This is a genomic window from Sphingobacterium tabacisoli, from assembly GCF_017908035.1.
GTDB classification, from domain to species: Bacteria; Bacteroidota; Bacteroidia; order Sphingobacteriales; family Sphingobacteriaceae; genus Sphingobacterium; species Sphingobacterium tabacisoli.
This window is the reverse complement of record NZ_JAEQMU010000001.1, coordinates 2,188,071-2,212,040: the sequence shown is the minus strand read 5'-3', so window position 1 is coordinate 2,212,040 and position 23,970 is coordinate 2,188,071. Positions and strand designations below refer to the sequence as shown.

Annotated in this window: 14 protein-coding genes; 10 read left to right on the top strand and 4 right to left on the bottom strand. The window is 38.0% G+C overall.

Annotated elements, in window-relative coordinates:
* Positions 1-108: 108 nt before the first annotated feature.
* From JKG64_RS09365 to JKG64_RS09320, 10 genes are all read left to right on the top strand, one after another.
* Positions 109-1,914: a RagB/SusD family nutrient uptake outer membrane protein gene (locus JKG64_RS09365; RefSeq protein WP_210354019.1), complete on the top strand. Its 1,806-nt coding sequence runs from the start codon at positions 109-111 to the stop codon at positions 1,912-1,914.
* Positions 1,915-1,932: 18 nt separating this feature from the next.
* The gene (locus tag JKG64_RS09360; protein ID WP_210354018.1) at positions 1,933-2,811 is read left to right on the top strand and encodes a DUF5017 domain-containing protein; all 879 of its coding nucleotides are present in this window, start codon (positions 1,933-1,935) and stop codon (positions 2,809-2,811) included.
* Between the two features lie 2 nt (positions 2,812-2,813).
* On the top strand, positions 2,814-4,793 hold the full coding sequence (locus JKG64_RS09355) for a carbohydrate binding domain-containing protein (protein WP_210354017.1): 1,980 nt from the start codon (positions 2,814-2,816) through the stop codon (positions 4,791-4,793).
* 86 nt (positions 4,794-4,879) lie between these two features.
* Complete coding sequence (locus tag JKG64_RS09350; RefSeq protein ID WP_210354016.1) at positions 4,880-7,333, top strand: hypothetical protein; 2,454 nt, start codon at positions 4,880-4,882, stop codon at positions 7,331-7,333.
* Between the two features lie 437 nt (positions 7,334-7,770).
* On the top strand, positions 7,771-8,316 hold the full coding sequence (locus JKG64_RS09345; protein ID WP_210354015.1) for an RNA polymerase sigma-70 factor: 546 nt from the start codon (positions 7,771-7,773) through the stop codon (positions 8,314-8,316).
* A 125-nt stretch (positions 8,317-8,441) separates the two neighbouring features.
* Positions 8,442-9,599, top strand: a complete 1,158-nt coding sequence (locus JKG64_RS09340; RefSeq protein WP_210354014.1) for a FecR family protein — start codon at positions 8,442-8,444, stop codon at positions 9,597-9,599.
* A 214-nt stretch (positions 9,600-9,813) separates the two neighbouring features.
* Positions 9,814-13,254, top strand: coding sequence for a TonB-dependent receptor (locus JKG64_RS09335; protein ID WP_210354013.1), 3,441 nt, complete (start codon positions 9,814-9,816; stop codon positions 13,252-13,254).
* 9 nt (positions 13,255-13,263) lie between these two features.
* Positions 13,264-14,970, top strand: coding sequence for a RagB/SusD family nutrient uptake outer membrane protein (locus JKG64_RS09330; protein ID WP_210354012.1), 1,707 nt, complete (start codon positions 13,264-13,266; stop codon positions 14,968-14,970).
* Positions 14,971-14,985: 15 nt separating this feature from the next.
* Complete coding sequence (locus tag JKG64_RS09325; RefSeq protein WP_210354011.1) at positions 14,986-16,677, top strand: DUF5018 domain-containing protein; 1,692 nt, start codon at positions 14,986-14,988, stop codon at positions 16,675-16,677.
* 92 nt (positions 16,678-16,769) lie between these two features.
* Complete coding sequence (locus tag JKG64_RS09320) at positions 16,770-18,185, top strand: family 10 glycosylhydrolase (RefSeq protein WP_210354010.1); 1,416 nt, start codon at positions 16,770-16,772, stop codon at positions 18,183-18,185.
* Positions 18,186-18,233: 48 nt separating this feature from the next.
* Here JKG64_RS09320 and JKG64_RS09315 read toward each other — a convergent pair whose 3' ends face one another.
* The 4 genes from JKG64_RS09315 to bamA form a co-directional block, all read right to left on the bottom strand.
* Positions 18,234-19,928: a GMC oxidoreductase gene (locus JKG64_RS09315; RefSeq protein WP_210354009.1), complete on the bottom strand. Its 1,695-nt coding sequence runs from the start codon at positions 19,926-19,928 to the stop codon at positions 18,234-18,236.
* A 172-nt stretch (positions 19,929-20,100) separates the two neighbouring features.
* Positions 20,101-20,634 carry an OmpH family outer membrane protein gene (locus JKG64_RS09310; RefSeq protein WP_210354008.1) on the bottom strand — a complete coding sequence of 178 codons (534 nt, stop codon included), beginning with the start codon at positions 20,632-20,634 and terminating at the stop codon, positions 20,101-20,103.
* 78 nt (positions 20,635-20,712) lie between these two features.
* The gene (locus JKG64_RS09305) at positions 20,713-21,255 is read right to left on the bottom strand and encodes an OmpH family outer membrane protein (protein WP_210354007.1); all 543 of its coding nucleotides are present in this window, start codon (positions 21,253-21,255) and stop codon (positions 20,713-20,715) included.
* Between the two features lie 82 nt (positions 21,256-21,337).
* Positions 21,338-23,920: an outer membrane protein assembly factor BamA gene (gene bamA / locus JKG64_RS09300; RefSeq protein WP_210354006.1), complete on the bottom strand. Its 2,583-nt coding sequence runs from the start codon at positions 23,918-23,920 to the stop codon at positions 21,338-21,340.
* Positions 23,921-23,970: the final 50 nt, after the last annotated feature.

The window sequence follows — 23,970 nt, the reverse complement described above, 5'->3', positions numbered from 1 at the left end:
TATCAAGATAGATTAACCTCTTAAAAACAAACTGAACTTATGAAATAAAATACAGAATCTTCATAAGTTCCCTTGATAAATAAATAATACACGAATAATTTTTTTCATATGAAAGCAAAATATAATGTTGTCTTTTTCTTATTTCTATTTACTTCATGTAATTTTCTTGAGATAGAACCTAAGACATTTGTTCCATTGGAAAACTTTTATGAAACGGAAGAGCAGATGGAGCAGGCTATCACTGCAGTATATGACGTTTTAGGAAAAAGCCATTTATATCGCTATGGGCAGGTCGTATTGTTTGCAACCGAAGCAGATGAAGGTTTCTATGCTTCTTCTGGTCAGGTAAATGGTCCATCAGTATATAATATTAATCCGAGTACAGCGGATGTCAAAACATTATGGTCTCAACTTTATGAAGGTATTGATAGAGCTAATGTTGTTTTGAAATACATCGATAAACCAAAGATGAATGATGAAAAGCGAGCGAAAATAAAGGGGGAAGCTTTGTTCTTACGAGCGTACTTCTATTTTATGCTCGTACAATACTGGCAAGATGTCCCGGTGAAGCTTACTCCTAGTGATGACTTTGGTGAGTTAGCGTTTGATCGGCCAGCGACACCTATGAAAGATGTTTATACTTTAATCACGACAGACATGGAGGAGTCAGAAAAGATGGTTCCCGGTATCACTGAGCTAGGATACAGTGGTCGAGTGAATAAATCGGCAGTACGTGCGATCCTGGCTCGGGTGTATTTGCATTGGGCAGGGTATCCTTTAAAAAATACTGAAAAATATGAGGATGTCATCTATTGGTCTAAAATGTTGATAGATGACCCTGTACATGTATTAAATCCCTCTTACAGCGATGTGTTTAAAAATATGGCACAGGACCAATATGATATTGCAGAGTCTATTTTTGAAGTTGAGTTTTCAAGCCATGGGGCAGGAAATATCGAACTAGGACTTATTGGTTCCTACATTGGTATTACTAATAATAATCCGACTATTGGGGCAGCCTATGGATTTATAGCCACTCAACCACGATTGTACAAGTTATATGACGAAGGTGATTTAAGAAGAGATCGGGTGATCGCAAACTTTTCTTACCCAAGTGCAGCTAGTACAGCTGTAACATTTCATTCTGCAAGTACTATATACGGTCGTAAAGTTGGGAAGTGGAGACGCTCGGAGGAGACCTCTTTACCAAAATTAGCTCAATTCACACCTACTAATTTTCCGATTATCCGATATTCAGATGTCCTTTTGATGTATGCTGAGGCATTGAATAATACACAGCCAGGAGCAGATGCTCCACAGGACGCGATAGACGCGGTTAATGAAGTACGGATGCGTGCTTGGGCAACTGGAGTGAAAAATATTCAAGTTGTCAATGGAGGTAGTGGATATACTTCAGCGCCTGTCGTTACTATCTCAGGAGGAGGAGGGGTAGGTGCTGTTGCAACTGCGGTAGTTGCCAATGGGATTGTTACTTCGATAAGCTTTCCTCAAGATGAACTCACAGGATATAAAATGGGAACTGGATATGCGTCAATCCCGATTGTAACGCTAAGTGGAGGTGGTGGAAGTGGGGCAAAAGCAATTGCTCAAATCCATAAAAAAGAGGATGGTAAAATAGGTGCTATGAGTAAAGAAAAGTTTAAGGAATTGATTATGGCCGAACGGTCTAGAGAGCTTTGTTTCGAAGGATTGAGAAAGTTTGACCTAATTCGATGGAACATTTTTATCGAAACATTGAAAGATGTCAAAGCTGAAATAGATGCTTTTGCTCCTGCGAATTATAAGTATGCTAGTTTAGCGTTTACGAATGTAGAGGAGAAACATCGTCGACTTCCATATCCAGCTGCAGAGCTAGCTTTGAATAAAGCATTGAAACAGATAACTGGTTATTAATTTAAATCGTTATACATCATGAAAAGGATTATATATATACTTATAGCATTACAATTTATCTCTTGTAAAGATGATTTGGCTGTGAGAGAAATCAAAATGAATATGAGTGTAGAGAAGTCTACGGTCCGTGTTGGAGAGGTGGTCCGTTTTAATATCGCTGGCGACTACGATTATATGACGTTCTATTCTGGAGAAGAGGGGAGCGAATACCAGTACCGAGAAAGAACCCAGATTGAAGGAGGAAAAGGAGAATTAACGTTCAATACAATTACTGCAGGTGCTAGTGCTGGAGAGCGGAATATCAAATTGTTCTGCACCAACGACTTCTATGGTGATTATACTTGGGATGGGATCGAAAAAGCAAATTGGAAAGATATATCCGACAAAGTAATCTGGGCAACGGGGAATGAGATTTCGAGCGGTATAGTTGATATCAGTGAATTTTCCGGAAGAAAGCCTATGTATTTTGCCTTTAAGTATCAAGGGGCAGCAGGCTTAAACCACAATGCATGGATCGTTAGGAGTACTCAGGTAAAGTATGTGCTTGGAGACGTTAGTTATCCTATTATAAATAATATAACGGATGTGGTGTTTAAGTTTGCCTACCCTCAGGGACAAGATGACAGTAAGTTGTGGACTCTGAATGCCCAACAGATTAGAAATGCTGGAAATAGTCAGAATAAATATGAGACATGGGCAGTTTCGAAGGCCTTTTTCCTGAATAAAGTATCTCCAGATGTAGGTGTATCGGTAATAGATATGGAAACTAAGCTAGAGGAGTTTACGCATATATATGATAAGCCAGGGCAGTATAAGGCTACATTTGTCGTGAAGAATGCGACCATTAAGGGAGAACGAGAAGTGGTTAAAGAGTATTTGATTAATGTTGATAATTGATTATGAGAAAATTGTTTTTTGCTTTGTTTGCTTTTTTACTTTTTTTGAAAGGTTTTGGTCAATCTGATTCAAGAGCTCTGTTGGGTAATAATGTATTGCTAAATAGTGGTTTTGAAAATAAAAATGATCATTGGAATCTGTCAAAAAATGCAAAAATCGATACTAGTATAGGATTCAGATCAACGTCATCTCTAGTCGTAGAGAATATGGATCCTGATGGTAAGTTTTCAGGTACTTCCCAACGTTTAGAAATAGCTCCAGGATCTACTATTTATTTTAAAACCAAAGTTAAGGGAGAGCGACTGGCTTCAAAATCAGAAAAGCCTGATTCCGACGGTGCTAGGATTTACATTCAGGCGTATGATGAGTTTGGGAAGATTATAGGAGGGCGCTATCCTAAACTTTCGGGACTAGGGACATTTGACTGGAAGGAAATGTCTGGAGACTTTACTGTTCCTATTGAAGCGGTATCTGTTGTAATTAGTGTTACTTTATTTCCAGGAGTTACAGGTAAAGCTTGGTTTGATGAGGTGGCTATACAGTTGGAAAAACCTCCGTTGATAGAGGCGTTCTTATTGAAACCTCATTATAGAGGTATATTTATTGAAGGAAAGGAACAAGTAATAAAAGAAAGAATCAGAGTAAATAGATCATATTATGATAATATTGCTACCGAGGTACAGGCTAGTTACGAGTTGAAAGATGTGAGAAACAAAACGGTGGATAGGTATGAAGTACGGGTCCCAAAAGATCTAGACGAGATGGTTGTAGCTTTTCCTCTGAAAAATAATCTAAGAGAGGGGGACTATACTTTGTATACCACCTATAAGGAGCAGAACAAGGTACATGAGTTTTCTCGTAGGCATCGTATTGAGGTATTGAAAAATTGGCCTACGGTTTATATCGATGAAGATGGAAATACTGTAAAAGAAGGGCAGAAAATATTTCCCTTCGGTGTTTATATCGGTCATCCAGATGATGAGCATTTGAATCGTATAAGCAAGGCTGGGTTTAATACCGTATTGTCTTATGGATATGGTCATAATAAAAAGCATGAAGAGTATTTAGATAGAGCTGATAAATATGGACTGAACGTAATCTATTCGCTTAAGGACTTTTACTTAGGAAGAGGATTGAAAATCGGTAACGCTGATCCGACAGAGGTAGCAAAGGAATATATCAATGTTTTAAAATATAAACCAGCACTACTGGCCTGGTATACAGTTGATGAACTGTTGCCAGTTTGGATACCGAAAATCCAAACACTATACGAGACAATACTGACCACAGATCCACAGCATCCTACTTTGCAAGTTCATTATTATGATGGATACAGAATGCTAGAAAAGTATTACTATAATGGAGATATTATTGCAACTGATCCTTATCCTGTTGGTAGGTCCGATCTTAGACTTACTTCAACACGGGTAGGAGCTGGTTATAAGGCGACTCACCAGACAAAAGGACATTGGGCTGTGCTACAAATGATGGATTGGGCAGTATATCAAAAGGAAAAACAACCGAATCCTCCTAGCTTGGATGAACTGAGAAATCAATCTTATCAAGCTATAGTACATGGCGCTAAAGGTATATTGCTCTATACTTATTATGATTTGTTTCATGAAAAATATCCGAGGAGCAACACGCTTGATTACGACAACTTTAATAAGCTATGGCCTGACATCGAGAAAATGGCTAAAGAGCTTAATAGTTACATTCCTCTATTTCTAGAAGGAAAAGATCATATAATCAATATGGTCAAGAACGATAAGGTCGAAATAAAGTGTATAACCTACGAAGGTATGTATTATTTGATAACTGCTAATCCATTTTATGCCGAAAAGGAGATTACTATAGAGTTGCCTGTTGGATGCCAAGTTGCTGATCTACAGCAGGGGCAGCTGTCGGCACAGGTAGATGGTCGATTATTGACATTAAAGCTCCCTCCAATCGGGAGTGGGATATTCAAATTGGCTATGTAAAAAAGAAAAAAATATATGATTTCGATGGGTTGGATTTAATAACCAAGAAGGTGTTGATGACATCACTTCTAATAAATTTATGAGTTATGAAAATTAAAATCAAGAACATTAGCTTTTTGCTGATTATATTTTGTTGTGGATTTTCTTTTTCCTGTAAAAAGAAAATCATTGGTGAAACTGGCTCTGACGACACGTTAGTAACAGCGCATCCCAAAGGTAAGTTTGCGTTATATGATGCTATGGCGTACCCAGGAAAGCCTGATCTTACCTCAGATGGATTACTCCCTATTTACCTCATGTATGAAGCCGCATTGACGCAACCGGATCCGGGTAATTCAAAACGTATGGTTTTGGATATGGATAAGATAAATATACAAGCAACGTTGGCCTCAGAATTTCCAGATGTGATGGTATCTACAGACATTGAGTCATGGTATGGGGAGTCTAATCTAGATGAACATGTGATGTTTGATCGATTCAAAGCAATGTTCGATGTCTTCAAAGACAAAAATCCGAGAGTGACCATCGGGAATTATGGAATAGCTCCTTCTGCCCTCTGCGTATATCGTTACTACAATAAAGATAAATGGGCCGATGAGATTATTGTTCAAAACTGGAAGAATAGCAACGCGAATCGATGGAAGTCTATAGAAGCCGCTGATGTAATTATGCCAGTTGTTTATATTGCTGAGCCAAATATTGAGGCTTGGGTCCGAGATTTAGAAATTACTATCCAAGAAATTAGGAAGTATAATACAGAAAAAAAGATAGTCGTTTATATCTGGCCACAGTATTACGATAAGCCAGATAGTCCATACAAACGTCAGATAATCACACCATCTAAATGGAGACAAATATTAGAAGCGGTATACGAACGATGTGATGGTGCAATTATATGGTCGGGAAAAACGGATGGAGGTGACAATACACTACATTGGAAAGATGCCCGTCTACAAGACATTTGGAACGAAACCAAGGATTTCATGAATGTGCACCGGACGAATATGGTCGAACCTTCTCCTGAAAGGGAGCTTCTCAGTATGGACAATCCAAATAAGAAGTTTAAAATATTTGCCTCTTTAAATTATGCAGGAACCCCTGATTTAGCACCATACAAAATACATAGAATAAAGACCATAAACGAAAAAGATTTGAGTACTGGTGCAAAAGTTAATGGAGCATATATACCAGATTTTAATAAGATAAGGACTTTTGCATCAAGTCAGTCTGATCGGAATGTTCCTATCTGTATTATGGGAGGTACGTGGATTAGTGATCGGAATACTGATCAGTCGGCGATGGTAGAACGTTATAGATCTGTAAGCAGTGCTTTTAAAGATGTTCATTCTGATTTTCAATTAGGATTTGCGTTGGTAGGACCCACTAGTTTGAGTGGATTACGGGTGTCAAATTCGTCTTTTTACGTTAATACTGCTGGCTGGATGCAGAGTGCAGTCATTCCGGCTAGAGGACTCAGAACTTATGCAGATTACTTACTCCCTGCTTCCTATATTATTGATGATGATATAGCACTTTGGACTAAAGAATTCTATCTTACGATTAAAGAAGCAAAACTAAGTAATCCAGGGAAACCGATTTACGCATACTTGTACACCGATTATTTTAATCAAGTTGCTAACTTTCAAGAATCCTATAAGCCTATTAGGGAAGAAACGTGGGAGGCTATGTTGGAGGCTGTATATAAAGTATGTGACGGTGTTGTAATGAGTAACATTGGTACAGCAAACTGGAGCGATAATTTGGGATTTTGGAAGGCAACTACTAAATTCATGAATAAGTATGCCTCGAATATAGAATCTCCACCAGTGCAGACGGGATGGAGTATAGCTGGGAATGTCATCCAGAATGGAAGTTTTGAAGAACCAGTAATACCATCTGCAATAACAGAGTCTGTATATGGTGTTACCTATCCTGCACTACTGAACTTTCAAGGTTTTTTTGACCCGATCTCTAGGACAGTCAGTCCATCCTCGCCCGCCACTACCATAGGGAAATATGTTTGGTTCGAGAGAGGAACCTCTCAAAGTGAATGTAGAACCTATGTATACGATGGAAAAGCTAGGTCTGGTACCAACAGTTTGGCGGTTCATAATGTAGGAGGCAATACAACGAATGCAACATCTACTACCTGGATGTATCACAACCTTGCGCAGAAGTTAACACTTGATGATACGAAGAAGTATAAGCTCTCGATTTCAGTGCAACGGGATTTCAAGTATCGGAGTATAGATAATAATGTTAATAAAATATACGTAGGTATTGTATCCGGCACGGGGGCTACTTCCCCTACTAACTATACTTATTATCAGGAAGTACATCTGCAATCTAATGAAAAATGGAATGAATATGTAATATTATTAGATCTTCCAGCGATTCTTAGTAATACTGGTAATGCCGGGAAAAGCTTTGAGAATAGTGCTGTTTTTATAGGATTACAAACAGGGTGGGATACGATAACTGGCAAAACAACACAGTCCATAGTTTATCTAGATGACATCAGTCTTGTCGAAAGCAAATAATAATTATTTCTCTTGTTAACATATTGAGCTGCTCTTATTCAAGAGCAGCTTTTTACTTTTAGATAGTTGCTTAAAAATAAAGTATGGTAGTAGTAGTTCAATAAAAGCCATAAAGGCTCTATTAGATTCAGCAAGCAGGGAAGTTAATGCATGTATGACTCAGAAAAAGTAGAAAGCTAATTGGCTTGAACTAGTGTAACGTGGATTACTTAGGCTCACTCTCTTAACGTAGTAATAGGCCGGAAACCAAAAATCAACTTCGAAGAAAAGAAGTATGAACGAATTAAGATTCATTGTAGGGTGGGGTAAGGGCTATTAACTCAAAATACTGGAAAATTAGGTGCGTTTGCCCTAGAGTCAAGAGGAATAGGTTGCTATTTTATTTTCTATTACTTACATTTGATTCTACTAACCATAGAGATTATAAATTTGAAGTGATGGACAAAACCTTTACAGAATCGCGCGTTAAAGCACTTTTCGTACAGTATTATGTTGCGCTTGTAGAGTTTGCAACGCATTTAATAGACTGTAGGGAGACCGCTTTAGATGTTGTTCAGGATGTCTTTCTCAAATTGTTGGAAAGAGAAAAAGACCTGCCAGAGCAGGAAAACCAACTTAAAAGCTATTTGTATAGTGCCGTAAAGAATGCTTCCTTAAATCATTTAAGACACTTGAAAGTGGTGAATGGTCACCATAACCAAGGGGAGTGGGAAGAGGAGTCTGACATACGGCTTTTGGATGCGTTAATCTATGCGGAGACAATTAATAGTTTGCATAGGGCGATAAAAAAACTCCCCCAATCATGTCAAGAAGTCTGTCGCCTGACCTATTTGGAAGGTAAATCCAATGATGAGGCCGCGGAACTGTGCGGTGTATCTGTGAATACAATCAAAACTCAAAAACGACGCTCCGTAGAACTGTTGCGAGTAAGGCTTGAACCTCTGATTAATACGATTAAACTTTTGCTTATCTGTTTCTTGTAGAGAACTAATTTGAATTTTCTTAAAAATATTTTCATTTCTTTTCATCCTTTATGAAGGCATGCGTGTCTTAGTATTAAGGAGGAGATAGGTGGAAGGAATTATGTCATTTTTACTGGAACTAACCAATGGATCAACAGCAAATAAGAGCAGCTGAACTTGTAACGAAGTATTTGGAAAATACGCTTTCTTCTGAAGAAACGAAGGAGCTGGAATTATTGTCCGAAAAGTTTCCTTATCTGAAGTCTTGGCTAGAGGATCCAGACCGATCTATGAATCGGATCAATAGTAAAATATCCCAATACCAGTCGTTGGATCTAGAAAAGGATTGGCAGGAGATACTAACCCGAAGGCAATCAATGCGGAATACTACAAAAAGTATGAGAAGATGGTGGGCAATAGCGGCTTCTATTTTGGCTATTAGTATAGTAGGGGCAGGACTCTTTGCCGTTAAACATGATGTGGAATCCTTGATATCGGAAAATCACATCGATGCAATACTTCCCGGGACTGATAATGCGGTATTGACACTTTCCGATGGCTCTAAAATCATTTTGGAAGCAGGCGGTAATCATACTGTTGTAGATGGAGAAATTCAAATACAGTCGCTCAATGATATGTTAGACTACAGTGAAGTGAAAAGTACCACCCCTCAACGACATATTTTGCAGATACCTCTAGGAGGAACTTATCATGTGCAGCTTTCTGACGGAACTAAAGTTTGGTTAAATGCGGACTCTGAATTAGAGTATCCGTCCTTTTTTACTGGTAATGAGCGGAGAGTGAAAATTAGAGGAGAAGCTTATTTTGAGATTGCTAAAGATGCATATAAGCCTTTTAAAGTTGATGTTCAAGGTGTAGAGGTTGAAGCATTGGGAACAGCGTTTAATGTTAACACACATTTATACCAAGGCAAAATAAAGACTATCCTTACTGAGGGAAAGATTAAAGTAACCAATGGTGCCGGATCGAAGACTATTAATGCCGGTTATGAGACTGTAAGTAGCCAAGCTGGAATCGAAGTCAGAGTTGCAGATATAGAAGAGGCCTTAGCTTGGAAGGAGGGATACTTCTATTTTAACAGCAAGGCAATCAGAGAGGTATTAGAAGATATAGCCCGTTGGTATCGTTTGGATTTAGATATTCGTACACCTTTGGCCGATAAGAAATATATGGGAGGTATTAAAAAGAGCGCATCGATAGATAAGGTATGTGCCATTTTGAATGATCTGACACCCTACCAAGTGCTGGTTGATAACCGAAAACTGATTATAAAACAGAAATAAATCACTAAAAACCTAACGATATGATATAAGAAAGTATGAAACGAGTGTCGAAAAACTGAGGGTAAGGCAATACCCTCAGTATACAGACAAGGCTATACTAAATGCGTTAATTATTTAATTATTAAACCTTAATCTATACAAAAGTATGCATAATATTTGTATGCGACAACGGTATCGAGACCGTTGTGCCTATCTATTCAAAATCATCTTTGTAATGAAATTGATTATTATAATTATTACCATCACAAGTCTGAATGTGATGTCTAAAGGATTAGCACAGACGCTCTCCCTGAAACTGAAGAATAAAACTATTGAGGAGGCTTTTTCGGCTGTAAAACAGCAAACTGGATATAGATTTGTCTATCCAGAAGAAGTGTTACAGAATGATCGAACGATAAATTTAGACGTAAAGAATGCTTCTTTGACATCTGTATTGGATGTTTTGTTTAAGAATAGCGGACTTAGCTATCAGGTGCATGATGGAACCATTGTCGTAAAAAAGTCCTTTAATACCATGTTAGGAATTAGAGAAGAATCGATAAGTCAACAGATGTTTTCGGGTACGGTAACGGATCAGTCAGGAGCGGCCTTGGCCGGTGTCACGATTCGGAATCAGACAACGGGGACAACATCAGCGACAAAAGAAAATGGACGCTTTGAGCTATCTGGTGTTCAATTGGGGCATGAACTCGTATTTTCATTGATGGGATATAGTTCTCTTAGGTATACCGTCCGTAATTTAGATGGACAGCGTATCGTTTTGACTGTCGAAGACCAATATCTGGACGAAATCGTGGTGGTGGGATATGGTATACAGAAAAGACGAAATGTGGTGGGGTCTGTGAGTCAAATAAATGGGGAAGAGCTGCAAAAGGCTCCAGCTATGAATTTGACTAATGTTTTAGCTGGACGTTTGCCTGGGTTGACAGCCTTGCAACAATCAGGAAGACCAGGAGCAGATAATGCATCTTTTCAGATACGTGGACGAAATTCTTATGCCGGATCGCAAGCACCTTTGATTATTATTGATGGAGTTCAAAGGGCATCATTTGCTTACCTAGATCCTTCGGAAATAGAAAATATTTCTATTCTTAAAGATGCGGTATCAACTGCTGTTTATGGTCTTCAAGCCACAAATGGTATTATCCTAGTTACCACGAAAAAAGGTAATGCCAATGATACTAAGATAAACTACGAAGGATCTTTTCAGATAGGCCAGAATACGCGTTTTCCTAAGTTTCTTAATGCTGTAGATTATATGCTTTGGTATAATAAAGGAGTAGATATGGACAATGATTATTTGTTGCATCAAAATGGAGATCCAGTCCCATATACCTATGGTCCTCAGTTGATCCGGTCCATATATGACGGTACCAATACAAACCCGTTGTTCGGTCAAACGGATTGGGTAGGGGAGTTATTAGAAAATAATAGCAAATCGCAACATCACTCCATTTCTATATCAGGTGGTAATGAGAAATCTAGATATTTTTCATCACTATCTCATTTGGATCAGGGGGGAGTGATTAAAAATACAAATTTCAAACGCTACAATGTCCGTACGAATGTTTCTTCAAAACTTACTAACCTATTGACTGCTGATCTTAATCTTACCTATCGTGCAGAAATAGGAAGGACTCCTGGTATTTCACCCGATAATACATCCTATCTCAATCCTTTTTATCAGGCAGCAATGATGTTGCCTAACTTACCTATGTATGCAGAAAATGGAGTTTATACAGCATACAATAGTTCGCCAGGGTGGATTAACCCACTAGCATCAGTGGAGCATTCGGGTTATCAAAATAGAGATAATCATGTATTTCAAGGCGATGTAAATTTGAAGTTTTCGGTCCCCGGAGTCGATGGATTAGATCTTCAATTATTAACAGCTTATGACAAGAACAGTTTGGAAGCAAAAAGCTGGTTGCAACCTTATAAATTAATGGGAAGGTCCAGAGACCAAAAGACGGGCTCTTTTGTCGAGTTGTCAACGGTTCCTGGGATAACTAAGACTTCGTTAACCCAAGCACATAATCAGAACAATAGAATAACATTTCGACCTTATGTTAACTACTCTAAATCTTTTGGATTACACGATTTGCAATTTTTAGGGTTGTATGAATGGTCTAAATATAAAACAGGAAATCTTTCCGCTGGTGCGCGTAATTTCCCTTTGGAAGGTCTGCATGATATAGATTATGGAAGTACATCATTAGAGGATATTGTGGCATCTAGCGGAAAAAGTTCGGTTGAGGCTAGAGCGGGATATGTAGCTAGATTAAATTATACTTTCAATAATAGATATCTCTTGGAAGCCGCAGCGCGTTGGGATGCCTCTGTCAATTTCGCTAAGAAAAATAGGTGGGATATGTTTCCTGGTATTGGACTTGGATGGATCATGTCTGATGAATCCTTTTTTAAAGAAAAGGTGACTTTTATTAACTTTTTAAAATTGAAGTATTCCCTTGGTAGAACAGGAAATGATAAAGTGAACTCCAATTATCCTTATTTGCAGAGTTATCTTTTATCAACAGATCCTGTATATGTCTTGGGGGGAAATCCAGTATCATCACTTTCAACAAGTGCTCCTCCCAATGAGGATTTGGTTTGGGAAACTTCAACAACACATAATCTTGGGCTTGAGACGCAGTTTTTAGATAATAAATTGGGGGTTGATATAGAGTTTTTCTATAGAAATACGGTAGACATTTTGAATTCAGCATCCGGCTTGTATCCGCCAACTATGGGAGGTTACTACCCATCTACAGTAAATGATGGTGAGATGTTGAATAGAGGTGTGGACTTTCAGATACGGTTTTCGGACAAAATAGATGAGTTCAGGTATGCATTGACTGGAAATTTTAATTGGGCAAAGAATAAAATTATTTCAAGAAGAGAAAGTGAAAATCTCCCTGAGTGGCAACGTACAGTTGGACGTTCTTATGGCGAAAAATTAGGTTTTATAGTAGATGGTATTTATCAGAATTGGGAGGAAACAAAAGATGCTGTTTCTCCTTCAGGTGGTATTATCGCTCCTGGGTTCTACAAATACCGAGATTTGAACAACGATGGTCGGATAACAAGGGCAGATGATATGACATTTATTGGCCGCAGCAATATGCCAGAAATGATGTTTGGGTTAAATTTGGATTTACAGTACAAGGGATTCGATTTTTCTGCACTTTTCCAAGGTGCCGCTTTATCTAGTGTACTTTTGTCAGGCCCATACGAGGGGTCTTCAGGAACGAATGATATCGACGCATTTACGGTGATGTCCCGTACTTTTTATCAAAATGGAAATACGCCCTATTTTTTAGCAGAGAACTCTTGGAGTACAGATAATCCGAATGCTGAATTTCCTCGCCTTACCGCTGGAAAAGCAACGTTGGGAGCTCATAATGCACATGCGAATTCAGGATATCTGCGAAATGGGGCTTACTTGAGACTTAAATCTGCTCAGCTCGGATATTCATTGCCTAAGCACCTTGTAGAAAAAGCGAAGCTAGGTGGAGTGCGATTACATTTCACAGCATCTAATCTCTTCACATGGGACCACTTAAAATATTTTGATCCCGAGATGCCTAATGTTACCAATGGTTTTTATCCTCAACAAAGGTTATTTGCATTTGGTGCTTCGGTTATATTTAAATAAAGAATAGTCATGAAAAAGAATATCATTAAAATTTTAACGGCTACATTATTCTTTGTCAGCTCATGTTCAATTGATCTGGTCCCTACAGATCGTTATACGGAAGAAGTAATTTGGGATAGCAAAGGCAGCATAGAGCTGTACTTAAACGGATTTTATGAAGAATTCCGAAAATTTGAATTTGGTAGATTATCTTTTATTGGAAATGATAATGCAACAGATGCATTGACCGATCTGATGAAGTATACATCTAATTCTGCGGGACGAGGTACCGTAAATATTCTAGCTTCTGATGCCTCACGTTATACTGCTACCAGTCCGGGAATTAGCTATTGGGCTGCAGCTTATACGCGTATACGTCGGATTAATGAGTTTTTGTTCGGGTTGAATAATTATGCTAAAATCACTGATAACGAGCGATTGGCGTATGAGGCTGAAGCTCGGTTCGTACGGGGGTATATTTACTTTTGGTTGGGGCGAATTCATGGTAGTTTTGCTATTATCGATACTATTGAAGCTCATTCTTCTTTAGGTAATGATAGATCTTCGGAAGACGACTGTTGGAATTTTATAGCCTCGGATTTTGCATTTGCATCCGAATATTTACCCAAGAGCTGGAAGACTGTTAGTGGGGGTAATTTTGAGGGGAAAGTAACCCGAGGGGCTGCCTTGTCTATGTTGGCGAGAACATGGCTATACGCGGCATCAATAGCGGAGTTTGATAGAAAACTTTACAACGAGGATTCCAAGACCGGAATCTCGGTGGAAAAGGCAAAAACATATTATGATAATGCTATTGCTGCAGCCAAGGGGGTAGAGCAATTGGCTAATGAGGGGTATTATGATCTTGAAAGTAATTTTGCTAAGATTTTCACTACGTCGGACAATAAAGAGTCTATTTTCAGGATTAATTATGTTACTAAATTTATTACACATCAGTATGATTTAGGCTTTGTACCTCCTGGAGATGCGCTAGGGCAGGCATTAGTTTATGGAGTACCCACGGCCGAGATGGTAGATGAATTTGAAATGGCTGATGGAAGTAAATTTAATTGGTCAAACCCTGTACACGCAGCCAATCCTTATCAGAATCGTGAACCTCGCTTTTATGCTACAATTCTTTATAATGGAGCTACATGGAAAGGAAGAATATTAAACACGACCGAAGGGGGAGGAGATGATGGTTTTGTTCTAGCGGGGACTACGACCGATCCTAGAAATACGATAACAGGTTATTATGCTCGGAAATTTTTAGATCCCAATAATACAAGTTTTGTTCAAAATAGAAGCACACAGAGTTGGCACGAAATAAGGTATGCTGAAGTTCTATTAATACTTAGTGAAGCGCAGATATTGTCTGGGAGGCTATCTGAAGGGAAGAATACGCTCAACATGTTACGTAGAAAACGCGACCTTCCAGAAGTTGTCGCCAATACGAAGGAGCAACTCTTTAAGGCTATAATGCATGAACGTAAGGTAGAGCTCGCATTTGAAGGGCATCGCTATTGGGATTTAAGGAGATGGAGGTTGGCACATCTTGAGCTGAATAAGGTAAGATTTACAGGGCATAAGATTACAAGTGTTGGGAATTTAAAGTCCTATGAAACGGTTTCCTGTGATGAAAAGGATCGAGAGTTTATCCATAGAATGTACTATATACCTATTCCTGTAGCTGAGATACAGCGTAATACTACATTGAAACAAATTTACGGTTGGTAATTAATTGAAGAGATAATGAAAAAGATAACAATATACTTTCTCTTGCTTTTCTGTGTAGTGCTTCATTCCTGTGATAAGGATGTAGACGTAATACGGGGACAAGAAGCATTGATATCCGATATTTTTGCAAATATAGAAGGTTCTGGACCAAAAAGGATGTTTGAGCCTAGATATAGTAATGATACAATTTATTTTGATCTCCCTTATTATTATCCTACAGATAGCGATTATGAAACAGACCTCCAAAAGATATTTTTGAGAGCAACAGTCTCGTCGGATGCAAAGATATCTGTTCCATTTGGACAAGCTATGGATCTTACTAAACCTTTGGTCTTTAGTGTGACTTCAGGGAGTGGAATTGAAAAAAAATATACCATTAGTGCAAAAAAAGTAGGAGATGTAAGCATTTCGGAAGCAAGAATAACCTATATGCAAGGTGGTGAACAACAGGCCATAGATGGGATTTTAGTAAATGATGAAATTCGCTTTTTTGCGCTCCCTGGATTGGATATGTCCAGTTCTATATTTACGTTTAAATTGAACAAACATGCTACCTCATCCATCGAATCAGGAGCTTTAATAAATCTTAATACTCCAACTGTTTTTACCGTTTCGGCTCCAGGTAACACTAAAAAAGATTATAAGCTAGTAGTCATGGAGCCGATAAAATTACCTTATGGTTTTGGAATTAATAGGGGATTATGGCTAAAAGAGGGATCAGAATGGGGATTTGCAGGAGATGCTGAATCCTGTATAGCTGTAAGTGGCGATTACCTTATTATTACGAGGAGCGGTACAGCAGGTAGTACTGAGTATCGCATATTTAATAGGTTTACGGGAGAGTTTGTAAGTAATATGTATATGCCTTTTAATCAAGCAAGCGGGGCGCTCAGTCAATCCAATCAGCTTGTTGCTGATGAGAAAGGAAATCTTTTAGCAATCAATAGAGCCCCGTGGGGTGGAAATATCCGTATTTATAAATATACAGACCCATTTGATACAAATCCTGTACTATTGATAAATGCCACAAATAATAATCCTTTGTTAACTGTGGAAGATAGAAGTACGGGGAGACGTCTTAATATTACTGGAGACTTGAATGGAAACGCAATTATAACCTCTCCTGTGTCTCGTACCAAATCATTTTATAGATGGGAAATAAAAAATGGTGTCCTTACTTCACAAACCCCCACACTGGTGACAATGTCCGGTTTTACAGGAAGTAATATTGGTTATTATCCTGAAGTGCATTATTTGAATCCAACAATAACGTCTAATTATTTATTGGGACAGCAAAATGACTTTTCCTATATGGACGGGCTTACAAACAATCAGCTTAACGCAGTGAGTCTACAGAATAGGACGAATACAACTTTTATGAATGCCATAGCAATAGGAAGGTTTAATAATGCAATTTATACTTTTCTTGGAAGGTATTTCTCTAATTATACACTGAGGAGAATGGGCCTTTCAATGTTTGATATTACTAATCCTGTTATGCTTAGCACAGCTAATTCATCCTCTCAGTATCCGACTTTTAATGTGTTCAATTCAGAAACACTGATTTCCCCACTTTCTACGACAGGACCAGGTACGGGGGATATTGCAGTAGGATATTCACACGGAGGTGATCGCATGCAAGTTTATATGTTACATACGGGATATGGTATATGGGCACACGAATTTACAGTGTATTCAGAAAAATAAAGACAAATTAGATTACAGATAAATAGGGATAAGTTAATAATAGAATGAATTAAACCGATGTTCGATTAGATACGGTAACTAATTATATGGATATGAAAGCAAAAAATAGAATATTGATGATATCAGTTATGATCGTAATAGTTACTCTACTGGGTAATATGTTTCAAAGTTGTAAAGATGTATCTACTACGACTTTACCTCCCATAGAGACTGAATTTGTTGAAAAATGGTCTCCAGGTCATAATGCTTTTGTCTGGGTAGATGCAATGGCAAATGTTTTCCAAAGCCCGGGACGTTTTAGAGATAAGAATGATATTAAATTGATATTGGATAGTTTGAAATACGTTGGAATTAATGGATTGGTAATTGATGTTAAACATAATACAGGTTTTACCCTATATGAGTCTAACTATACAGAAAAACTGTCGTCTTACAATGGGTTGAATATGTTGTCAGATTATGTAGAGTTTATGTTTAATGAAGCGAGGAGTCGACAAATGAAGGTTTATTTAGCAATGAATACCTTTGTCTACGGAAATACTACGACGGGAGTCGGTTATGTCTATAGTAATCCTGGCTTCAAAAAATATGAGTCCATGGTGATGAACGTATCAGGAAGCAGAGTTCCCATATCACAAACTGGAGGTAATGTATTTCTTAATCCAGCAGCTCCAGAGGTTCAGCAATTGACTGTCAATATTATCAAAGAAATGGCAACAAAATTTAACCCCGATGGAATTGTTTTGGATTATTGTAGATATAGAGGTATAGATGCCGATTTTTCGGATTTGAGTAAGGAGCTTTTTATTCAGTTTTTAGAAGAGAAATACAACGATAATCAGGCTAAGTATATGGACTTTCCTAAGGATATTGTTAATTCCTGGAAAGTTGTAGAAGGTAGTGTAGAACCTAATTCCACAGGCAAATATTTCAAGAAATGGTTGCATTTTAGGGCCAACGTGCTTAAAGATTTTTTCGCAAAAGCTAAGCAAGAACTAAAATCAGTTGCTCCTCATGTCGAGTTAGGAGCTTATTCCGGAGCCTGGTATAATACCTATTATAAACAAGGTAATAACTTTGCAAGTGAGACTTATGACCCTTTTAATGATGAAGAATTGACTTTTTCTTCTTTTGCTACACCCGGTTACAAAGAAACGGGATATGCAGAACAGTTAGACCTTTTCTTTTCTGGTAATTATTTCAAACAACTTTATCTAAAAGATAACCCCGCCACAGCACACCTAAAGTATCATTGGTGGAGTATAGAAGGCTCAATGAATGGTATAGAGTATATCACAAGGAATAAAATGAAGGTATACTCAGGTATTGATGTAGGAAATGTAAGCTATGATTCGGAGGAAGATATCAGTAAAGCGATTAATTATATGTACAATCGTTCTAATGGAGGTGTACTTGTCTTTGATGTCTGCCATGTTACTGTGCCTCGGTATAATCCCTTGAAGAAAGGATTGTGGGATGCTGTTAAAAATGGATTGATTAAAAACTAATTTTAAGCCCCGATAACAAATTGGAGTTATTGGGGCTTTATTCATGATTTAGAGTTTCCCCTCCTTTAGTTGTTCAAAAGCATAGTTTGCCGCACGAGCTGAGAGCGCCATAAAGGTTAAGGAAGGATTCTGATTTCCTGCACTTGCCATACACGCACCATCGGTTACAAATACATTTAGACAATCATGTAATTGATTGTACTTGTTGAGTACAGAAGAAGCAGGATCATCTCCCATGCGTGCTCCGCCCATTTCATGTACTTCTAATCCCGGCTGTCTGCCCAGTTCGAGGTGCTGATCTATTATTTTAATATCTGTACATCCCGATTTCTCAAGCATTTCATGGCCAGATTTGAAGAAGTGCTGCATCATATTCACGTCATTATCAGAATAGCCTATAGATGTTATTAATTTTGGTAAGCCATATTTGTCCTTTTCTTCGCTTAGTCGGACATGATTTTCGAAAATTGGAGCTACTTCACCTTGCATCATCATACTGACAGTCCATTCACCCGGTTCGGAGAGACTATCTTTGAATAGCGGACCGACCTGGGTATCTAGAGGACGTTTCCATCCATCGCGGTGAGCACTAAAGGCGATTAGGTAGGAACCCTCAAAGTTTGGGTTTTTAGTTTTGATATTTTCAAATGCGGGGATGAATACCTGAGTAGGACGTTTTCCGTAATAATATTTGTCTTCAAAGCCTGCTATTTTAGCTTGTATTTTACCTCTGTAGTTATGAAATACAATATAACGACCTAATGTTCCACTGTTATTTCCCAATCCATTGGGGAAGCGAGGCGAAGTAGAATTTAGCAATATTAAGTTTGAGTTTAATGTGGAGGCATTAAGGAAAATTATTTTAGCGTTATATTGCTTTTTTTCTCTTGTATGTGCATCGATGACCAGTACACCAGTAGCCTTTTTTAATTGATCATCATAAATGATTTTCTCGACGATACTATCTGTTTTCAGCGTTAAGTTTCCTGTTTTTTTGGCCACAGGAAGAGTCGAGGAATTAGCACTAAAATAGCCTCCGAAAGGACAACCTCTTTCACAGAGTGATCGTGCCATACATTGGCCTCTTCCTTGCTTTTTCTGCGTATCTGTAATCTGCGCTAGATTGGCAGTTCTACCGATAATAGGAAATCGGTTTGGAAAATTTTTGCGTATGGCTTCAGAGATATGACTTTCTACCGAATTCATTTCAAAGGAACCGACGACTTCAGAATCAGGAAGATTTTCAATGCCGTCTTTCTTGCCAGATATACCCACAAATTTTTCTACATGATTATACCATGATGATAGGTCGCTATATCCTATAGGCCAATAGACTGGTGTCTTAAAATCTTTTGGGTTGTCAAATTCGAATTGGCTCCAACGTTGTGTTTGTCTCGCCCAAAGCAAAGATTTACCTCCGACTTGATAGCCTCTTATCCAATCAAAAGGTTTTTCTTGAATGTAAGCTTGTTCATCATCTGTAATATAGAAGTGCGAGGTAGCCTCGCTATAGGCATAGTGTTTACTTATTAAAGGGTTGTTTTTCTTTTTATCGAGACTAACAGAGCCAGCATTAGAGAATTGCCAAGGGTCGAGCATAGCAGTAGGATAGTCCTTAATGTGTTCTACCTGTCGCCCTCTTTCGAGAAGGAGAACTTTGAGGCCCTTTTCACAAAATTCTTTAGTAACCCAGCTTCCTGAAATACCAGAGCCAACCACAATGACATCAAATAATTCTTCCATAATTTAGTGTTCGTGTACGTTAACATAGCTAATTTAATGATTTTTTTATCATAATTGATGCCTAACCATTGTAAAAAAAATATTGTAAACTAGTCTATACAAAGTGAAATTTATAAGGCACAAAAAAGGCGGTTTTATAAAACCGCCTTTTAAAATAGATATAACTATTAAATTATTTTATACCTAGCTTTGCTTTTACGTCAGCAGTAACATCTTCTCCGCCTTGGTAATATACCGCAGCGCCAGAACCAATGTCAAAGATATAAGCGTAACCTTTTTCCTTAGCTACTGCATTGATTGCATTCATCAATTTAGTTTGAATAGGAGCCATCAATTCTTGTTGTTTTTTACCGATGTCTTCTTGGGCTACTTTCTGTACTTCTTGTACACGAGTTTGCATCTGCTGAAACTCTTGACCTATAGTTTGTAATTTTGTCTGTGTTTCTGTTTTATTTGCTTCGCTTTGATTTAACATGAGGTCGTTAGCTTCTTTTTCCTTCTTTTGAAGCTCAGCATACATTCCTTCTAACTCTTTTTGCTTGGCATCACTCAATACTTTCAACTGCTCTTGAGCAGCCTTAAACTCTGTCGTAGCTTGAAATACATCGTCAGCATTGACGTGTCCGATTTTTTGTTGTGCACTCGCTACTTGTACCCCCGCAAATAATCCTACAGCTAAAATTGCTCCTTTTACTAAATTTTTCATTCTTTTCATGTTAAACTCTACAATTACAAAATGTAATTTTTTGATAATTCTCTATTGTTAATAAATTAGTTTTTACTGTTATTGTGCTTTCTCTGCTAAAGCTGGATCTGGTTTAAAACCTAATTTCGTGATTACATCGTTGCTTTTGTCTAGTCTGGGACTCGCAAAAAGAAAAGTCACCTCACTGCCTTTGTCTAAGACAAGATCAAGACCCTGATTCGTTGCGATATCCTGAATAGCTTTGGCGACACGTTCCTGAATCGGTTTTACTAAACGTACTCGGGTTTGGAAAAGTTCTCCTTCGTAACCAAATTTTTGCTTTTGAAAGTCTTTTACTTGCTTCTCTTTATTGACAATTTCATCCTCACGTCTTTTACGCATGTCATCGTTTAATAATACTTGGTCATTTTGATAAGCTTTATAAAGTCGCTCTATCTCCCCGTATTGTTTATCAACTTCACCTTGCCACTGTACAGATAGGTCATCTAACCGTTTTTGTGCTGATACATATTCTGGAATATGTTTTAAGATGTATTCCGAGTCTACATAAGCTACACGTTGCGCAAAGGAAGCGCTAATGCTACAAGTTATAAAAGCTAAAATTGCGAATATCTTTTTCATCTCTGTATTATTTTTCTATTTAATGATTCTTAACCTTTTTATCATATTTCTATGACAACAATTATACTAAAAAGTTTAAATATTAAAAACCTCCCATGTTTTGCATGATACTAAATGTGAAACTTTGTTTCCATTCACTTGAACGCATTCCAGGAATAGGGTCGAACGCGTGGCCGTAATCGATACCTAACATACCAAAGATAGGTAAAAATATACGAGCACCTACACCTGCAGAACGACGCACTTTAAATGGGTTTACTTCTGAGAATTTATTCCAAGTATTACCTGCTTCAGCGAAAGCCAAGGCAAAGACTGTCGCTTGGTCATTCAACATAATCGGGTGTCGTAATTCTATCTGATATTTAGCATAGATAGGGCTACCGGAATTGATTGCAATTCGTTGGTTTCCATTTCCAGTTGATTCTGGAATAATCGTACCATTGGCGTATCCACGCATAGCAATGATCTCAGATCCCTGCAAGAAGTCAAATCCCTGCATACCGTCACCACCTAGTTTAAAGCGCTCAAATGTAGAGGTCTCTGTACGGTTGGTGTAGTTTCCTAAGAAACCGAATTGAGCTTGAGTCTTCACAACGAGTTTACCAGCTACTTTCATATACCACTGAGAATCAAATTTCCATTTATGGTATTCTGTCCATTTGTAGCGCACCTCTTCTGGATCTGTCTTATAATTGATGTTGTTCCAAGAAGAATAAGGAGGCGTCAACTGTACCGATAGTCGAATGTGTGATCCTGATGTCGGGTAGATTGGAGCATCAATTGAGTTACGACTGATCTCTTGCGTAAAGTTAAGGTTATAGGCCGTACCATTTGAGAACAAGAAGTAGTTACCGTAATTCTGTAACTTGTAGCGTTGGAATGATAATGAACTATTGATTTGGAAATAGTTGTCCGGCCATTGTAGACGTTTACCCAAAGAGGCTGTCACACCAGTCATCCAGATACGTTGCAATTCCGAATCTTTTACCATCTGCTCGCCTGTATAGTAGTTGAAACCGCCATAAGAGGAGTTCGAAGTATAAGCACTTAATCCAAAGTAAATAGGTTTTTTACCGCCTAACCAAGGTTCTGAGAATGAAAAACTATACGATTGATACCGCTTACCGGAAGTTTGACCACGTATGCTTAGTTTCTGGCCATCACCACGTGGTAGTGGTTTCCAAGCATCTTTCTTAAAGAAATTGCTTGTCGAAAAGTTGTTAAACGTAAGACCAAGTGTACCGATAATCTGTCCTGCACCATAACCTCCTGATAACTCGACTTGATCTGAAGGTTTTTCTACTACATTGAATACAACATCTGTAGTACCTTCCTCGTGATTCATCGTTGAAGAGGGGATGTCTGGAGTTATTTTTTGTTCGTCAAACATACCCAATTGGGAAATCTCACGTATACTACGCATGATTAATTCCCTAGAGTATTTTTGTCCAGGTTTCGTATATATTGATCGTAATACTACACGGTCATTTGTGACATCATTACCTTTTACGATAACATTATTGATTGTATATTGTTTTCCTTCACTGATCTGTATTTCTAGATCGATTGTATCATTGTATATCTTTTTGATTACCGGATTAATATTAAATGTCAGGTATCCATCATTTTGATAGAGTGCACTAATGTCATCACTGTTGCGGGTAGGTCCAGTAAGTTTAGCATTCAACTTTTCCTCACTGTAGACATCCCCTTTTTGAACACCTAGTAAGATATTTAAGATAGAATCTTTATAGCGCGTATTTCCTGTCCAGTCGATATTTCCTACGTAATATTTGGGACCTTCATAAACGTCCATGTTAATACGTACTTCTTTTTCGCCAAAGCGATATACGCTATCAGACAGTATTTGGGCATCACGATATCCCTTGTCTTGTAGTTTTGCTACTAGTTTTTCTTTAGCTTCTTTATACTTATCATCTTTAAATTTACCTGGGCCAAATATTCTGAACCATTTACGTGGCTTTACACCTTTTAGATATTTAGTCAGCTCCGAATTAGTAAATGTTTCATTTCCAGTGAAAAGAACTTTATTTACTTTAATCTTTTTGTTTTTCTCGACATTTACATTTAAGATTTCATTGTTGGCCTGAGCAGAATCTTTAAGCGTACTTATTTTAATATCAGGATAGAGGTAAGATTTTTCTCTTAAAAAGCGTTGTATGGTGGATCTTGTAGATTGAATAAGATTCTCATTGACGATACGTCCAGAGCTGGAGTTCAAACGCTTGTTTACCTCCTCTGTCTGAGATTTGCTTAATCCTTTGATGTCAATTCGTGTCAATCGTGGTCTCTCTTGTACACGGATTTCAAAAAAGATAGTTTCGCCGTCAATTCGGGTAGCCCACAATTGCACATCTTCAAATAGGTTTTGTGCCATCAAATCTTTAATAACACTAGCAGTAGCTTCGCCAGGTACTTCAATATACTGACCAACGACCAATTTAGAAATCGTAATTAATACATCCGTATCCAAGTATTGCGCCCCTTTTACAGTGATTCCTCCGATGATGTAATCTTTAGGCTGTAGATAAGAAAACTCATCTGGGTCCGAAAGATTGATCGGACCACGATTACCTATTTGAGCAAACGTAGAAGAGATGTTCAACAAAAAAAACGCTGCTGTTAGTATATATAGTTGCTTCATTTACTTGTTATTATGGATGCTAAAGTACATCAAACTCTTGTTAATTTTTG

What these genes read in the sequence shown, in the direction of transcription:
- JKG64_RS09365 (WP_210354019.1), top strand. Translation starts at nt 109, where the DNA reads ATGAAAGCAAAATATAATGTTGTCTTTTTCTTATTTCTATTTACTTCA.
- JKG64_RS09360 (WP_210354018.1), top strand. Translation starts at nt 1,933, where the DNA reads ATGAAAAGGATTATATATATACTTATAGCATTACAATTTATCTCTTGT.
- JKG64_RS09355 (WP_210354017.1), top strand. Translation starts at nt 2,814, where the DNA reads ATGAGAAAATTGTTTTTTGCTTTGTTTGCTTTTTTACTTTTTTTGAAA.
- JKG64_RS09350 (WP_210354016.1), top strand. Translation starts at nt 4,880, where the DNA reads ATGAAAATTAAAATCAAGAACATTAGCTTTTTGCTGATTATATTTTGT.
- JKG64_RS09345 (WP_210354015.1), top strand. Translation starts at nt 7,771, where the DNA reads ATGGACAAAACCTTTACAGAATCGCGCGTTAAAGCACTTTTCGTACAG.
- JKG64_RS09340 (WP_210354014.1), top strand. Translation starts at nt 8,442, where the DNA reads ATGGATCAACAGCAAATAAGAGCAGCTGAACTTGTAACGAAGTATTTG.
- JKG64_RS09335 (WP_210354013.1), top strand. Translation starts at nt 9,814, where the DNA reads ATGAAATTGATTATTATAATTATTACCATCACAAGTCTGAATGTGATG.
- JKG64_RS09330 (WP_210354012.1), top strand. Translation starts at nt 13,264, where the DNA reads ATGAAAAAGAATATCATTAAAATTTTAACGGCTACATTATTCTTTGTC.
- JKG64_RS09325 (WP_210354011.1), top strand. Translation starts at nt 14,986, where the DNA reads ATGAAAAAGATAACAATATACTTTCTCTTGCTTTTCTGTGTAGTGCTT.
- JKG64_RS09320 (WP_210354010.1), top strand. Translation starts at nt 16,770, where the DNA reads ATGAAAGCAAAAAATAGAATATTGATGATATCAGTTATGATCGTAATA.
- JKG64_RS09315 (WP_210354009.1), bottom strand. Translation starts at nt 19,928, where the DNA reads ATGGAAGAATTATTTGATGTCATTGTGGTTGGCTCTGGTATTTCAGGA.
- JKG64_RS09310 (WP_210354008.1), bottom strand. Translation starts at nt 20,634, where the DNA reads ATGAAAAATTTAGTAAAAGGAGCAATTTTAGCTGTAGGATTATTTGCG.
- JKG64_RS09305 (WP_210354007.1), bottom strand. Translation starts at nt 21,255, where the DNA reads ATGAAAAAGATATTCGCAATTTTAGCTTTTATAACTTGTAGCATTAGC.
- bamA (WP_210354006.1), bottom strand. Translation starts at nt 23,920, where the DNA reads ATGAAGCAACTATATATACTAACAGCAGCGTTTTTTTTGTTGAACATC.